At 69.7% G+C, this 15,714-nt stretch carries 11 protein-coding genes; 7 read left to right on the forward strand and 4 right to left on the reverse strand.

Annotated features, from left to right (window positions below; genetic code table 11):
* The first annotated feature begins 36 nt into the window (after positions 1 to 36).
* Complete coding sequence (locus tag ACWCQK_RS32520; protein WP_451161150.1) at positions 37 to 1,419, forward strand: HEAT repeat domain-containing protein; 1,383 nt, start codon at positions 37 to 39, stop codon at positions 1,417 to 1,419.
* Positions 1,420 to 1,857: 438 nt separating this feature from the next.
* Entirely contained in the window at positions 1,858 to 3,480 is a 1,623-nt protein-coding gene (locus tag ACWCQK_RS32525) for a glycoside hydrolase family 76 protein (RefSeq protein ID WP_451161172.1), read from the forward strand.
* Between the two features lie 182 nt (positions 3,481 to 3,662).
* Here the strand turns inward: ACWCQK_RS32525 and ACWCQK_RS32530 are convergent, their stop codons facing one another.
* Positions 3,663 to 4,736 (reverse strand): ABC transporter permease, encoded by a 1,074-nt coding sequence (locus tag ACWCQK_RS32530; RefSeq protein ID WP_451161152.1) that lies wholly within the window; start codon positions 4,734 to 4,736, stop codon positions 3,663 to 3,665.
* A gap of 79 nt (positions 4,737 to 4,815) precedes the next feature.
* Between ACWCQK_RS32530 and ACWCQK_RS32535 the strand changes: the two genes are divergently transcribed.
* The 3 genes from ACWCQK_RS32535 (at position 4,816) to ACWCQK_RS32545 (ending at position 8,595) form a co-directional block, all read left to right on the forward strand.
* Positions 4,816 to 5,265, forward strand: coding sequence for a MarR family winged helix-turn-helix transcriptional regulator (locus ACWCQK_RS32535; RefSeq protein WP_451161154.1), 450 nt, complete (start codon positions 4,816 to 4,818; stop codon positions 5,263 to 5,265).
* Between the two features lie 313 nt (positions 5,266 to 5,578).
* Positions 5,579 to 7,885, forward strand: coding sequence for a galactose-binding domain-containing protein (locus ACWCQK_RS32540; RefSeq protein ID WP_451161156.1), 2,307 nt, complete (start codon positions 5,579 to 5,581; stop codon positions 7,883 to 7,885).
* 260 nt (positions 7,886 to 8,145) lie between these two features.
* Entirely contained in the window at positions 8,146 to 8,595 is a 450-nt protein-coding gene (locus tag ACWCQK_RS32545) for a DoxX family protein (RefSeq protein WP_451161158.1), read from the forward strand.
* 155 nt (positions 8,596 to 8,750) lie between these two features.
* On the opposite strand, the gene ACWCQK_RS32550 is transcribed toward ACWCQK_RS32545, so the two are convergent.
* Positions 8,751 to 9,293, reverse strand: coding sequence for a GNAT family N-acetyltransferase (locus ACWCQK_RS32550; protein ID WP_451161160.1), 543 nt, complete (start codon positions 9,291 to 9,293; stop codon positions 8,751 to 8,753).
* A gap of 220 nt (positions 9,294 to 9,513) precedes the next feature.
* Between ACWCQK_RS32550 and ACWCQK_RS32555 the strand changes: the two genes are divergently transcribed.
* The gene (locus tag ACWCQK_RS32555) at positions 9,514 to 10,620 is read left to right on the forward strand and encodes a TDT family transporter (protein WP_451161162.1); all 1,107 of its coding nucleotides are present in this window, start codon (positions 9,514 to 9,516) and stop codon (positions 10,618 to 10,620) included.
* 128 nt (positions 10,621 to 10,748) lie between these two features.
* Here ACWCQK_RS32555 and ACWCQK_RS32560 read toward each other — a convergent pair whose 3' ends face one another.
* Together ACWCQK_RS32560 and ACWCQK_RS32565 are read right to left on the reverse strand one after the other, a co-directional pair.
* Positions 10,749 to 11,243, reverse strand: a complete 495-nt coding sequence (locus ACWCQK_RS32560) for a CAP domain-containing protein (RefSeq protein WP_451161164.1) — start codon at positions 11,241 to 11,243, stop codon at positions 10,749 to 10,751.
* 761 nt (positions 11,244 to 12,004) lie between these two features.
* Positions 12,005 to 12,508, reverse strand: coding sequence for a DUF6884 domain-containing protein (locus ACWCQK_RS32565; protein WP_451161166.1), 504 nt, complete (start codon positions 12,506 to 12,508; stop codon positions 12,005 to 12,007).
* Between the two features lie 330 nt (positions 12,509 to 12,838).
* Here ACWCQK_RS32565 and ACWCQK_RS32570 point away from each other — a divergent pair, with 330 nt between their 5' ends.
* Positions 12,839 to 15,586: a multifunctional oxoglutarate decarboxylase/oxoglutarate dehydrogenase thiamine pyrophosphate-binding subunit/dihydrolipoyllysine-residue succinyltransferase subunit gene (locus tag ACWCQK_RS32570; protein WP_451161168.1), complete on the forward strand. Its 2,748-nt coding sequence runs from the start codon at positions 12,839 to 12,841 to the stop codon at positions 15,584 to 15,586.
* Positions 15,587 to 15,714: the final 128 nt, after the last annotated feature.

A 15,714-nucleotide genomic window follows, 5' to 3' on the forward strand; every position in this document is an offset into this window, starting at 1 on the left:
ATGCCACTGTCAGTGCCCCCGGTTAGGGTGCCCGCCATGGACACAGGACTGCTCACCGAATCGCTCACCGGATCCTGGGAACACACCCGGCCGGCCCGCGACGCCCTCGTGGAACAGGGAGTGGAGCGGGGTACGGCCGTCATCGAACCGGTGCTGGACGTCCTGTGCGACGAGCGGTCGCCCGTCGACTGGACCGTCTCGGCGGACGTGCTGTGCAGGATCGGGGAACCCGCTCTCCTGCCCCTGGCGGACGCCGCGGCGGTGGCCGGCTCACCCGAGATCGCGAGGAGGGTCGGCTGGGCGCTGGGACGACTGCGAGTGGTCGATCACGCGGTCTACGTACCGCTGCTGCACCACCCCGCCGCCCGCGTCCGGAACAACGCCCTCTTCGCCTTCCAGAGCCTGGGCGAGGCCGCCGTCACCTTCGTCGACCGGTTGATTCCGCTGTTGGGAGACCCGGAATCCGAGGTCCGGCAGCGAGCGGTCTGGACATTCGAGGCCATCGGCGCCGGGGCCGCGTCCGAACTGCGGCGTCTGCGGCGGGAGCCGGCGACCGGACCCAGGATCCGAGCGGGCGCTCTGGAGGCACTCGCCGCGATGGGAGGACCCGCCGTGCTCGACGGCAAGGACCTGGCGGCGTGGCGCCGGCTGACCAGGATCAAGAGGCGGACCGAGGTGCCCGCCGGCATGCATCTGTGCGGATCCTGGTACGCGGTCGCGAGCACCGATCAGGCGGCGGTGCTGCACGCGTTCGACCTGGCCGACCCGGAGCCGGTCACGCTCCGCACGGGCGAGGGGGCGTGGAACCACGACCACCACAACTGGGGGCGGACCCGCCCGCACGACACCTGCGCACGCGTCTACGTCAGCCCGGTACTGGACGGCTGGACGCTGGTCTTCGGCGACACCTCCCAGGACACGCACCGCGTCAAGGACGCGGACGACAGCGAGAAAGCCCTGGCGGACGTCGTACGCGGGCGCTGCGCCGAACTCAGCCGCACGTTCGGAGCCGCCCAGTGGTACGGGATGAGCTGCGGTGACGGCTGGACCGCCTGGTCGATCGCCGAGGCCGGCGAGGTGCTGCGCCACTACGACGCCTACGACGTCGAGGAGAACGGCGACGCGGGCCCCGCGCACCCGGCCGAGTCCGGCTACCTGCTGCCGCACCAGGACGGCTTCCCCGAGGACGCCTTCGACGGCGTGAACTTCTCGGATTCCGAAGCGTTCGGGGCGCGCTACCAGCAAGTGAAGGAGGAACTCCGGATCCCCGACACCTGCTATGCCACCGACATCGCGGCGCGACTGTCGGTCGATCCCGGAGCACTGGGGCCGAACGCCAGGATGTCGGGCCACGGGGTCCTCGCGCTGACCGCGTGCGGCCGGGAGCACGGTCACCCGGCCGGGGCACTGCCCGCGTGACGCGCCGCGCGGAGCAGTGACCATCAACTTCCCTGAGATAGACGCCTGTTGACTGTCTTGACAGGGACGCGCCAGACCGGTTCACTGCGTCGCAGGCAGGTATGGACCAGACTCGGCTCCCGCCCCGCTCGAAGGGCCGTCGGTCCCGGCCACGCCCGCCGACCGGTATCCCCCATCGCGGAATCGAGGCGAGTCCCGGTGCCCTCACGCAGATCCGACATCGTTGTCAGACCGCGGTTCCTCAGCTTCCTGCTGACGGCCGTCCTCGCGTGCGCGGCACTCGTCCCGGCCGCGACGCCCGCGGCCGCCGCCACCCAGGTGTGCGTCCTGGCCTGTGACACACGGGACCCTTCGCTGGCCTGGCAGGAGAGCTTTCCGGTACCGGCCAAGAACCTCAACGGCCGCCGCCTCGAACTGCACGTCTCCGACGCGGACGACATGGCGTGGGCCAGCATCGACGACGGTGTGACCGGCGACTCCGTGTGGCTGGACCGCTCCTGGGACGGCGGCGCCACCTGGGAGGGGTTGCTCGGCAAGGCGTCCGTCCCGGGAACCTGGACCGGCACCAGGACGCTGATGTACAACATCACCGATCCCCGCAACCACCGGCGCGGGCTGGTGCGGGCCTGCGGCGACGCCGCCGCCGTCGGCTGCACGAACTGGACCTACCCCACCGTCTGCGACACACTCTGCGACCGCGCCGACGCCGGCCAGGCGGCCGGTGACGAACAGCCCGTGCCGTCCACCACTCTCTACGGCCGCACGATCCGGTTGCACGTCGACCAGAAGAACTCCATGGCCTGGGCGAGCATCGAATCCGGTGGTGGCGGCGACGAGATCTGGCTGGACCGTTCCTGGGACGGCGGTTCGAGCTGGCCGGACGGCTCCTCCCTCGGCCGCACCAGTATCGCGTCCGGCGCCACCAGCACCCGTACCACCCTGTACGCCACCCGCGATCCACGCGGCCTCCTGTACGGCGGTGCGGTCCGCGCCTGCGGTCGCGAGGCCGGCCACCAGCAGGGCAGCTGCACCGCGTGGGCCAGGCCCGCGCCGTCCAGGGCACGCGCCGCGGCCGACGCGCTCATGTTCTCGTACGACCCCTACAACGGCTGGTGGCCCAGCAGTTGGTGGAACTCCGCCGCCACCCTCACCGCCCTCGTCGACTTCGCCAGGACCACCGGCACGCACGACTACGACTGGGCCGTCGCGCGCACCTACGAACAGAACAAGGGTGTTTTCGCCGCCGGCGTGCGCAGCTCGGACGCGATCGAGGGCCACTTCATCAGCCGTTCCATCGACGACTCGGGCTGGTGGGCCATCGCCTGGATCGACGCGTACGACTACACCGGCGACTCGCGCTATCTCGCCGAGGCCGTCACCATCGCCGACTACGTGCGGCAGTACTGGGATCCCGGTACCTGCGGAGGTGGCGTGTGGTGGGACCGGGAACGCACCTACAAGAACGCGGTGACGAACGGCCAGTACCTCTGGCTGACCACCGCGCTGCACCAGCGCATCCCGGGCGACACGGCATGGCTTCAGCAGGCCAGGACCGCCGCCGCCTGGTACCGGTCCAGCGGGATGATCAATGCCGCCGGGCTGGTGAACGACGGGCTGTCCTCCTCCTGTGCCAACAACGGCGGCACCGTGTGGAGTTACAACCAGGGACTGGCCATCGGCGGCTTCACCGAACTGTGGCGGGCGACCGGGGACGGTTCGCTGCTGACCACCGCGCGGACCCTGGCCGACGCCGCCATCAGCAGCCCTGCGCTGACCAGGGACGGAGTCCTCACCGAATCCTGCGACGTGGGCTCGGCCTCCTGCGACGACAATCAGAAGCAGTTCAAGGGCATCTTCATGCGGAACTTCGCCGACCTCGCGAAGGCCACGGGTTCCGGCACCTACCGGAGCTACATCCAGAAGCAGTCGGACACACTGTGGGCCCAGGACCGCACCTCTCTCAACGTCCTCGGTGAACGCTGGGCCGGCACGCTCCCCAACCAGGCCGACTGGCGCACCCAGGCCGGCGCCCTCGGAGCACTCACCGCCGCCGCGGGCTGACAAGAGAGCCGGGGAGCCGTCGCACGCGGCGCCCCGGCCAGCCGTCATCGGCCACGTCGCGCCCTGTGAACAAGACCGGTCGGCCGAGCGGTCGGAGCGCGCCCCGGCGGTACCGATCCGGCCGGCGGTGCCCTCCCACGAACCGTGGCGAGCGGATCTCGACCGCTCGCCCGGTGCCGGCGTCAGCTCATCGCAGGCTGCGCCTCGGTCTCCCGCACCTCGGCCTCCCGCACCGCGCCGGCCGGCGCCTCGCGCCGGAACACGTCCTTGAGGTAGAGCACGAGCGCGGCGCCGAGCACCCACGCCGGCAGGATCACCAGGGCTCGGGACAGGCCGTCGTCCTGGAACCGGGACAGCCCCTGCATGGCGCGGACGCCCACCCCGACGGGCAGGATCTCGGACAACGGGCGCAGCCAGCCGGGAAGGAAGGCCGCCGGCATGATCCCGCCGCTGCTGCTGTTGCCGAGGATCAGCAGGAGTATCGAGGCGAGGCTGACGCCCGCGGAGCCGAACAGCCGCAGCAGCACCATGGTCGTGGCGGCGACCGCGGCGCCCATCAGCGCGACGACGACGGCGAGGGGCAGGAAGGGCCCGGGCAGGGCACCGAATCCCGCACTCCCCGCGATGGTGGTGACCACAAGGCCGCCGATCAGGCCGAACAGGGCGAGGCTGGCCATGCGCCAGCGGTACTGGAGCCGGGGCGCGATCTGATAGGTCGTCATGCCGAAGAGGTAACCGGCGAGCACCAGGCCGAACGCCGCGTAGAACACCGACAGCCCCCGGGTGTCACCCGCTGCCGCCGGGGCCACGTCGTCGACGGTGAGGCCATGGTGCTCGGCGTGGGCGACGGGGCTGAAGGCGTTGGTCACGGTCGCGGTGACAGCGGCTCCGTTGGCACTGCCGTAGAGCAGTCTGCCCCTGCCCAGGTAGGCCGCGTAGACGGACCTGTCCTGGACAGCCTGCCGGGCGGCGGACTCGTCGGGATAGGTCTCGAGGGTGAAGCCGTCCGGGATGGCACGGGCGAGGCTCTCCCGCAGGTGCTCCTGCTGCGTGCCGATCTCGGTCGTGCCCACGCGCAGCTCATGAGGGCGCGGGGCGTGGAAGGCGGCGAGATAGACGCTCACGAACAGCGCGCCGATCAGCAGGACGACCGCGACGGGCAGCAGGACGGCACGCGGAGTTCCGGGGCGAGGCGGCGGGTGGGCCACGTCCAGGGCGTGCTTGTGAGGCCTTCGGCCGGCGACTCTCTGGGACATCGAAACGGTTCCTAGAATAGAAGGCAACTGATAATATATGTACAGCACAATAAGCTGCCTTACAAATGAGGTCCGCCACGTGAACCATCCCGACCGGCACACCGGCTATGTCGCCTGGCAGATCGGCCAGATCATGGCCTCCCGGATCGAGCGCGCACTGCGCCCCTTCCAGCTGACCCTCGCCCAGAACAGCGCCCTGACCCAGGCCGTCCTCGATCCGGGCGTCTCCAGCGCGACCGCCGCGCGCAGGGCCGCGATCACTCCACAGTCCATGGGAACCGCGGTCACCGGGCTGGTCGAGCGAGGGCTGCTCGAGCGCCGGACCACCCCGAGCGACCGACGCACGCATCGACTGCACGCCACGGCGGCCGGCCGGCGCCTCGCGGACGAGGCCGGGAAAGCCGTGGCCGTCACCCATGCCGAAGCCCTTCAGTCGCTGACACCCCGGGAGCAGGAGCAGGCGCACACACTGCTGCTCAAACTGCTGGCGTCGCTGAACCCGGCAGCCGTGGAGGACGGCACACCGTAAGGGCCGCGGGTGACGAACGGCCGCGCCGCTCAGGCCGCAGCCGACACCGACCGCGCCACTCGGGCCACGGTCGACACCGGCCGGGTCGCGCTCCGGAGGGGTCCTCCACCGCCGCGCCCCGGCCACCCCGCCCCGGCAAAGATCGGTGGCATCGATATTTTGCAGCCTTCTATAAGAGTTTTGCGCACCCTCATGGACTTCTCTTACCGCCACTTCTAGCCTTCTTGCGTCCGCTCCCCCATGAGCCTCGAAGGACGTGCCTGTGACCCCCCATCACCCACGCAGATCCCTGCGACGCTGCATATGGGCGTCGATGTCGCTGACCATGGTCGCCGCGGGCACGGTCGCCGCGGTGGCGCTGTCCGCTCCCAGTGCCGCCGCGGCGGGGGTGCCCGCCCCGTCCCCCGTGGGCATTCCAGGCCGGGGCGCCACCGTCCCGTTCAAGGAACAGGAGGCCGAGTACGCCTCCACCAACGGCGCCCTGATCGGGCCGGACCGTCTGTACGGCCATCTCGCCTCAGAGGCCTCCGGCCGTCAGGCCGTGACACTCGACGCGGCGGGCGAGTACGTCGAGTTCACGCTGACCGCTCCGGCGAACGCCATGTCGTTCCGCTATTCGCTGCCGGACAACTCCGCCGGCACCGGCCGCGACGCCCGCATCGACCTGAAGGTCAACGGGAACCAGCTCAAGAGTGTCCCGGTGACCTCCAAGTACGGCTGGTACTACGGCGGATACCCGTTCAACAACAACCCCGGGGACACCAACCCGCACCACTTCTACGACGAGACCCGCACCACGTTCGGCTCCACGCTGCCCGCCGGCAGCAAGGTGCGCCTGCAGGTGTCGTCCACGAGTGACTCACCGACGTTCACCATCGACCTCGCGGACTTCGAGCAGGTGGGCGCGCCGATCGCCAAACCGTCCGGCGCCCTGGACGTCGTCGGCGACTTCGGCGCGGACCCGACCGGAGCGTCGGACTCGACCGCCAGGATCCAGGCCGCGGTCGACGCGGGCAGGGCGCAGGGCAGGGTGGTGTACATCCCGCAGGGCACCTTCAATGTGCGCGATCACATCGTCGTGGACCAGGTCACACTGGCGGGAGCGGGCCCCTGGTACAGCGTCCTGACCGGCCGTGACCCGTCGAACCGGACGAAGGCGGTCGGCGTCTACGGGAAGTACGCCGCTCAGGGCGGCAGCAGGAACGTCGTCCTCAAGGACTTCGCCATCATCGGCGACATCCGCGAACGTGAGGACAACGACCAGGTCAACGCCATCGGCGGCGCGTTGTCCGACTCCACGGTCGACAACGTGTGGATGCAGCACACCAAGTGCGGGGCCTGGATGGACGGGCCCATGAACAACTTCACCATCAAGAACAGCCGCATTCTGGATCAGACCGCCGACGGCGTGAACTTCCACATGGGCGTCACCAACTCCACCGTCACCAACACCTTCGTGCGCAACACCGGGGACGACGGTCTGGCGATGTGGGCGGAGAACATCCCGAACGTCAAGAACAAGTTCACCTTCAACACGGTGAGCCTTCCGATCCTCGCGAACAACATCGTGACGTACGGCGGCAAGGACATCACCCTCTCCGACAACGTCATGGCGGACACCATCAGCAACGGCGGCGGTCTGCACATCGCCAACCGTTATCCCGGCGTCAACTCCGGTATGGGCACGGCCGTCTCCGGTACCACCACCGCCAGCCGCAACACCCTCATCCGGACAGGGAACAGCGATTACAACTGGCAGTTCGGAGTCGGCGCGGTCTGGTTCAGCGGTCTCAACGAGCCGCTGGACGCCACCGTCAACATCTCCGACAGCGAGATTCTCGACAGTTCCTACGCGGCGATCATGAACATCGAGGGCGCGACGCGCGGTCTGCACTTCGACAACGTACGGATCGACGGCGCCGGAACCTACGCGCTCCAGATCCAGGCACCCGGCACCGCGTCGTTCACCAACGTCACGGCCACCAACATCGGCCAGTCCAACCCGATCCACAACTGCATCGGTTCCGGCTTCCAGATCACCCGCGGCGCGGGCAACAGCGGCTGGTACGCCGACCCGCCGGTCTGCACCGGCACCTGGCCCGACCCCAAGTGGACCAACAACGGCGTACCCGACGGCGGTACCCCACCGCCCACCGACCCGCCCACCGACCCGCCGACCGATCCGCCCACCGACCCCCCGACCCTCAATCTCGCCAAGGGCCGGCCGGTGACGGAGTCGAGCCACACCGACGTCTACCGTGTCGCCAACGCCGTGGACGGCAACGCCGACACCTACTGGGAGAGCGCGAACAACGCCTTCCCCCAGTCGGTCACCGTCGACCTCGGTGCCGCGAAGGCGGTCAAGCGTGTCGTGCTCAAGCTTCCTCCCCCGGCCGCATGGGCCACCCGTACCCAGACCCTGAGCATCCAGGGCAGCACCGACAACGGGACGTACAGCACCCTCAAGGCGTCGGCGGGCTACACGTTCGACCCGTCGAGCGGCAACAGCACCACCATCACCCTGCCAGGCACCTCCACCCGGTACCTGCGCGTCGTCATCACCGGGAACACCGGCTGGCCGGCCGGCCAGCTCTCGGAACTCGAGGCCTACACCGGCTGATGACATCCCCGGCCTCGGAATGACCGGTCGACCGTACAGAGCTGAGGAGCCGCCGCCTCCACGGAGACGGCGGCTCCGGCACATGAACCGAGACACATCGACGACTTCAGCCGTCCCTCGACGCGCTTTTAGCGATTCATTACCGCGTCGGGAAACTCTGTTGAACCGTAGGCTGTGCGGACACGTTTGGAAGAGCAGAGGACTTCCCTGCCGTGACCGTCACCCGACGACACGGCTGCTGAATCAAGGAGTACGCCCCGATGAGCGCCGAGCGCCTGAGCGACCGTCTGTCGAGCCACCAGCCCCTCGTTCTGGGCTTGTTCCGTATCGTCCTGGGCTTGTTGTTCGCCAGCGAAGGCGCCGCCACGGTCTTCGGGGTGCTGGACAGGCGGGCCAGCCCGGTGGGCGACTGGCCGTTCTGGTACGCCGGGGTGATCGAGCTGGTCTGCGGTGCGCTGGTCCTCCTCGGTCTCGCGACGCGCAGCGCGGCATTCCTCAGCTCGGGCATCATGGCGTTCGCCTACTTCACCGAGCACCAGCCGGACGGTCTCTTCCCGCTCCAGAACGGCGGCCTGTCGCCCGTGTTGTTCTGCTGGGGCTTTCTCCTGCTGGTCTTCTTCGGATCCGGCGAGCTGTCGGTGGCCGGTCTCCTCCGTCGTGCCGACACCACCCCCGGCTCCACCCGGCTCGCCGGCGAACGAGCCTCATGACGCGTGGCGCCGACGGCGTCAGATCGGCTGCGGTGCATCGGGGAACCGATCGGCGGCGTCAGGTCGAGTGCGGTGAATCGCGGGACCGGTCGGCGGCGTCAGGTCGAGTGCGCTAGTACATCGGGGGACTGATCGGCGCCGTCGCGCCGCGCCAGTCAGGGGCGGTTCAAGCCCCACGTCTGCAGGGCGAAGGGCCGCCCCTTCTCCTCCCCCTCGATCAGCGGCACATCGAGCAGGCTGAAGCCGGTCCTGGTGGCCACGGCGACACTGGCGGCGTTCTCGGCCTCCAGTTCCAGAATCACCTGCTCCGCGCCCAGCTGCTCGAAGGCGTACGCGGCCATCACCTCGACCGCCCGCGCGGCCAGCCCCTGACCGCGGTGCGCCGGGCCGACCGCGTAGCCGAGTTCCGTGCCCTCGGGGGAACGCCGCAGCATCACCTCACCGAGCGGCGCACGGCCGTCCACGGTGATGGCCAGCAGGATCGCCGTACCCTCCGCGCGCAGCTGGCGGTCCCGGGCCAGTCGCGCGCGAGCGGCCGCGTCGTCGAAGGGCGAGACGATCGGCGTCCAGTAGGCGATGTCGGTGTGGTCGAACAGGTCCGGCATCGCGACCAGGTCCGCTTCCGTCCAGTCGCGCAGAACGAGACCTGCTCCCGTGAGCTCGATCCGATCGGGAAACGGCAACGCGGCGCTGCTCATGGTGAGGGACCTCCCTGGCCTGTTCAAGACGAGACAGGATATCCGGGAGCGGTCATCCGCTCACCGCACGGATCCGCGAAGTACTGGGACCGCCCCTCGATCTGTGCCATGAGCCCCTTGCATCAGGACATGATCGACAATGGTGCCGCTACCCCACCATACGGTTCAGGTCATGAATTCCTCTGTGCCCGCCCATCCTCTGCCACCTGTGGAAAGCAGGATGGCGCCACCACTGCTCGGCCCCAGTTGGTTCGCGGCCGTGATGGGTACCGGCATCGTCGCCGACGCGGCGGCCACCCTGCCGCGGAGTTTCCCGGGACTGCGCGCCGCCGCCACAGTGGTCTGGGTGGGCGCCGCGCTCCTGCTGGTCGTGCTGGCCGTCGGTTACCTGCGGCAGCGGACCGTGCGGTCGCACGCCACCGATCCGGTGACGGTCCAGTTCTTCGGCGCGCCGCCGATGGCGCTGCTCACCGTGGGTGCCGGGGCGCTGCTGCTCGGCCGGGACCTGATCGGGGCCGAGGCCGCGCTGACCGTCGACTGGGTGCTCTGGTCGCTGGGTACCGTGCTCGGCCTCGCCACCGCCTGCGCGGTGCCCTATCTGATGATCACTCGGCACCGGTTCGAGCCGGACGCGGCGTTCGGCGGCTGGCTGATGCCGGTGGTGCCGCCGATGGTCTCCGCCGCGACGGGCGCGCTGCTCGTCCCGCACGCACCGGCCGGTCAGGCGCGGCTCGCCCTGCTGCTGGGCTGCTACGCGATGCTCGGGCTCGGCCTCGTGGCGGCACTGCTGGTGCTGGCGATGATCTACGGCCGCCTGGTGCACCACGCGGCACCCACCGGACCGGTGGTACCCACGGTATGGATCGGCCTGGGAGCGCTGGGCCAGGCGGTGACCGCGCTCGGCGCGCTGGCCACGGTGGCGCCGAGCGCGCTGCCCGCACCCTACGCTCGGGGCTGCGCGGTCTTCGCCCTGCTGGGAGGCATCGTGGTGTGGGGCTTCGCCATGCTGTGGCTGGCGCTCGCGACCGGGTTGACCGCACGCACGATCCGCGCCGGACTCCCCTTCGCGCCCACGTGGTGGTCGTTCATCTTCCCCGTCGGCGCCTGCGTCACGGCCACCAGCGCCCTCGCGGCGCGCACCGGCTCGGAGCCCTTCATCTGGACCGCCGTCGCGTTCTACGCGCTGCTCGTCGCCGCCTGGGTGGTGGTGTCCGCGCACTCCCTGCGCCACGCCGCCCGGCACACACGCCGCCACGCCGCCCGGCACACACGCGGCCGGCCCGTCGAGCCGGACCTGCGGAACGGCGCGGCGCCATGTCGAGGCTGACCACCAGGCGCCAACCGCGCGCCGTGCTCGGTGTCCGCGCAGAACCAATCCATTACGCAGAGGCCGCCGCCGTCGTGTTTCGACGGCGGTTGGGACGCGCACGCCTCAGCAAGGTTCATCGTCCCGGGTCATGAAGCACCGGCGGTGATGACAGCCGTCCACTTGGTGCCGTCGGTGGTGTAGACGGCACCGGCGTCAGTGGTCGTGCAATCCGTGAAGGCATTGCGGTGGGCATCTTGCAGCCAGAGGTCGATCGCGGTCTGTGGCGAGGCGGAGCCCACGCCTCCGGCTTGGATCTCGCCGACAGTGCCGCCGGTCCAGCCGTTGGCGGCGGCGCGGCTGCTCGGGGTGGAGCCGTCCGAACCGGTATGCCCGTCCTTCGTGCCGTTTTGCATGATGTCGTCGGCGTGCGACTGCGCCGCAGCTTGCAGCCCGGCATTCGACACCCAGGCTGGGCACCCGTTCTTCGCTCGTTCAGCGTTGGCTGCGGCGAGCATCCCGCCGTCATCGGCCCGGGCCAATCCCGCACCGGAAAGCACGATCGTCAGTGCCACGGTGGCGGCAACGGGCGCGCTCACCGCCCAGGCGACCAGCTTGTTGGTCCGTTCGGAGGTGGTCGTCATGAGGTGTTCCTTTCCCGCTCTGGGGTTCGCGAGCGGCCTGGCCTTTTGGGCTTGAGCGCGCTGTCTGGCCCGGAATCCGCCTGGACTGCCCACGCCACGATCAGCCGGTCCAGGCTGCTGTGCCACATCCTGGCCGCGCCTCGCCCGGCAACCGCGATCAGCCTGCCGGTGCGCTCGCGGAACTGCTTCCAGACACGCACCAACGCCGCGATGCCCACTGAATCGCGGAAGTCACCCCGGTCATGTCCAAGACCAGGTGGTGAAGGTCGGCATCGATCACGTCGTTGAACTGGGCGCGTAACCCTGGTGCCGTGTCGAAACCGAGCCGACCAAGGCCATGACCAGCAAGGGTTCGGTCCCGCGGTCGGTGCGGATCACCGTGAGTTCAGCCATGAATCTTCCGCGTCTGTCAGACGGTCGGATCCGGCGTAATGAACCTGTCGATATCAAGCGTTACACGTGCAACGACCTGACGGCTACCTGTGCAGCCGCACCGTGGTGAACTCCCATACCGTATGGGACGGTTGCAGGTCCGGGTCAAGGTCGGCGAGCCATGCGGTGAAGAGCTCCGCCGCCGGTGTCCCGGTTGCGGGGAACTGCGCCGTCACCCGCCACACCCACGGGCGCCCCCAGGCCGCCCGTGTCACCGCCGGACGCACAGGGCAGGTGCTTCAGCTGTGCGCGGTTCGTCGTATCGGACGAGCGCCAGCAGGTCGCCCGCCGTAGGCAGCGGGCGACCGGCCGAGGCCGCACAGGGGGCGTCACCGCTGGTGGGATTCCAGTGCCTTGCGCAGGGCGGCGAGCCGGGCCATTTGTTCGCCCATGCCGCGCGTTCCGGCCAACGGCGTGCGGGCGTGCGGCCAGATGGCCCGGACGAGGCTCACGTGCCGGGCACCGCCGAGGGCGACGACCGGGTCGAGGTGCGTGATGGCGCGCAGAGTCACCTGCTCCAGCAGAGCCCGGCCCGTGATGGCGTCGGCCACACCATGGGGTGTGTCGTAGGGCTCGATCACGTCGTCGAGGTCGAGCAGGCCGTGGCGCGCGGAGAGGATGAGCAGCCGGTCGGGCCGCAGTGCGTCGGCCGCCTTGCGGCACGCGCGGTGGTAGGAGCCGACGTAGAGGTCAGCCGCCCGCGCCGGCCGATCCAGTTTGCGGCTGCCGCAGGGGATGACGACGAGTTCGGCTCTGTAGCAGTCGAGTTGATCATGCGGGGTCGTGTCCGCCGCCACGTCTCTCGTCACGCCTGTCGTCACGTCTCTCGTCATGTCCGTCGTCCCGTCCGTGGTCCTGCCTGACCCCCATGACCAGGCTCTGGATCTACAACCGTGTGGTCGCAGCGTTCCACGGGGAGGCGGCCCCCGCGGCGGTATGTCCCGATGTGACGGTGCCATGGCATTTTCGTGGGTCCCTCTCGGCCCCTTCGCTGCCCTACCGTCGAGGATGTGACACAGCCGGGCATATCGCCCTCAAAGGACACGAGCCCCTACGGGCACGAAGGGGAAGCGAAGCGTCTGGGCACCGCGGGGGGATGACCAGGCGGTCCGGCTGGGTCCGGCACCGTTCGACCTCGATGAGGAAAGAAGGCGATCCACACAGTGGCGTCGCAATCACATGCCGGCGATCCGACAGCGCGTGGGCTGGAGTTCGGCCTCAACGAATGGCTCGTCGACGAACAGTACGAGCGCTACCTGCACGACCCCGACTCGGTCGACGAGACATGGAGAGACTTCTTCGCCACTCCGGTACCCGTGCCCGCTCAGCTGCCGCGCAACGGCACGGCGACAGCACGTGACGGCGCGGACGAGTCTGCGGTCAAGGCGGTGCGCGTCGCGGCGCTCATCCAGGCGTATCGCACGCGCGGACACCTGATGTCCGACATGGATCCGCTCAGGATGAAGCCGGCGGCCCCACACCCGGACCTCGACCTCACGGCGTTCGGGCTCCGGAACGACGACCTGGACACCGAGTTCGTCGTGGACGGGTTCGCCGGGCGGAACACCATGACGCTGCGGACCGTGCTGGATCTCCTCCAGGATGCCTATTGCCGCACCATCGGCACCGAGTACATGCATATCCAGGCGTCGCAGGAGCGCCGCTGGATCCAGCGGCGGATCGAATCGCCTCGGCCCCGGCCGGACTGTGGTGAACAACTGCAGATCCTCTACCGGCTGGGCGCGGCGGAGTCCTTCGAGACGTTCTTGCAGACGAAGTACGTCGGCCACAAGCGGTACTCGCTCGAAGGCGGCGAGTCGGCGATCGTCCTGCTCGACGCGCTGCTGATCCGCTCCCTCAGGAGCGGAGTGAGGGAAGCCGTCATCGGCATGGCCCACCGGGGCCGCCTCAACGTCCTGGCCAACATCGTCGGCAAGTCCTACGCGGAGATCTTCGACGAGTTCGAGGACGCGGCGGACACCCGGTCGGCCCAAGGAACCGGAGATGTGAAGTACCACCTGGGCGCGGAGGGGACGTACCGCGCCCTGGACGGTGGCTCGATCGCCGTGTCCGTCGTCGCGAACCCCTCGCATCTGGAGATCGTGGGGCCGGTGACCCAGGGCGTCGTGCGCGCCAGGCAGGACGCGGCCGCGGACGCCGACGAGACCTACCCCGTCCTGGCGGTCGTCGTCCACGGCGATGCCGCGTTCGCGGGTCAGGGTGTGGTCGGCGAGACACTGAACATGTCGCAGCTGCCCGGCTACCGCACCGGCGGGACGGTGCACGTCGTCATCAACAACCAGCTCGGCTTCACGACCTCGCCCGCCGGCGCCCGTTCGAGCACGTACGCCACCGATGTGGCCAAGACGATCGAGGCCCCGGTCTTCCACGTCAACGCCGACGATCCCGAAGCCGTCGCGCGGATCGCGCGGCTGGCCTTCGACTACCGGCAGACGTTCCACAAGGACGTCGTCGTCGATCTGGTCTGTTACCGGCGCCACGGGCACAGCGAGGTCGACGATCCGTCCATCACGCAGCCGGCGATGTACGACCGTATCGACGCCCGCGCTTCGGTGCGCGAGCTGTACGCCGACGCGCTGGTCCGCCGGGGCGACCTCGACGAGCGACAGGTGGAGGGCGCCCTGCGGGACTACCGGGGGCACCTCGAGCGGGCTTTCGCCGAGACCCGGGCGTTGCCGGTGCCCGAATCGCCGGAGCCTGTCGGTTCCCTGGGCGCCGAGGTCGGCGACGGCCGTACGGCGGCGACCGCGATCACGGAGGCGACCGCCCGGCACATCATCGCTCACCAGACGGCTCTGCCACGGGACTTCGCCGTGCACGCACGCGTCCTGCCGCAGCTCCGGAGGCGTAGCGCGATGCTGGACGCGGGAACGGTCGACTGGGCCACCGCGGAGACGCTGGCCCTCGGCTCCCTATTGCTGGACGGCGTCGCGGTGCGCCTGGCCGGACAGGACTCCCGGCGCGGCACGTTCGGACAACGGCACGCCGTCCTCACCGACCGGCACACCGGCGTGGAGCACACGCCACTGGGCGCCCTCGGCTCACCGGCAGCCCGCTTCGCACCGTACGACTCGATGCTGTCCGAAATGGCGGCGCTGGCCTTCGAGTACGGCTACTCACTGGCACGTCCGGACGCTCTGGTGCTGTGGGAGGCCCAGTTCGGCGACTTCGCCAACGGCGCCCAGACGGTCATCGACGAGTACATCTCCTCGTCCGAACAGAAATGGGGGCAGCGCTCCGGGGTGACGCTGCTGCTGCCGCACGGTCTGGAGGGCCAGGGACCCGACCACTCCTCGGGCCGGATCGAGCGGTTCCTCCAGCTGTGCGCGCAGGGGAACATGACCGTCGCCATGCCCTCCCTGCCGGGCAACTACTTCCATCTGCTCAGGCGGCAAGCGCTCGGCGGCCACAGAAGGCCCCTGGTGGTCTTCACCCCGAAGTCGATGCTGCGGTCGAAGGCGGCGACCTCCTCGCTGACCGAGCTCACCACGGGTGGGTTCCGTCCGGTCGTCGCGGACGAGACGGCCGAAGCGGCGCGGATCAAGCGGGTGTTGCTGTGCTCGGGCAAGGTCTTCTACGACCTCGACGCCCACCGGCACGACGCAGGCCTGTCGGACACCGCGATCGTCCGTCTGGAGCGTCTCCACCCATTCCCGGAGGAAGAGCTCCGCGAGGAACTCGGCCGCTTCCCCGCCGACGCCGAGGTGCGCTGGGTGCAGGAGGAGCCGGAGAACCAGGGGGCGTGGTCCTACGTCGGGCCACATCTGCACCGGCTGACGGGCCGGCCCCTCACACGCGTCAGCCGTGCGCGGTCCTCGGCCCCCGCCGTCGGCTCCGCCCGGCGTCACGCGGGCGAGCAGCGGGATCTCGTGGCATCCGCCTTCCGCTGACCGTGCCGTCTCGTACGGCGCGCACCGCGGACCGTACGGCACGGGCCCGTAGTGAGTGGGTGCTGTTCGGCACGTGGGCGGCGACCAGGCTGCCGCTCCTGCTGTGCGTGCTGAAGGTGTTCGTCTTC

The sequence above is a fragment of the Streptomyces sp. NPDC002306 genome, from assembly GCF_053593435.1.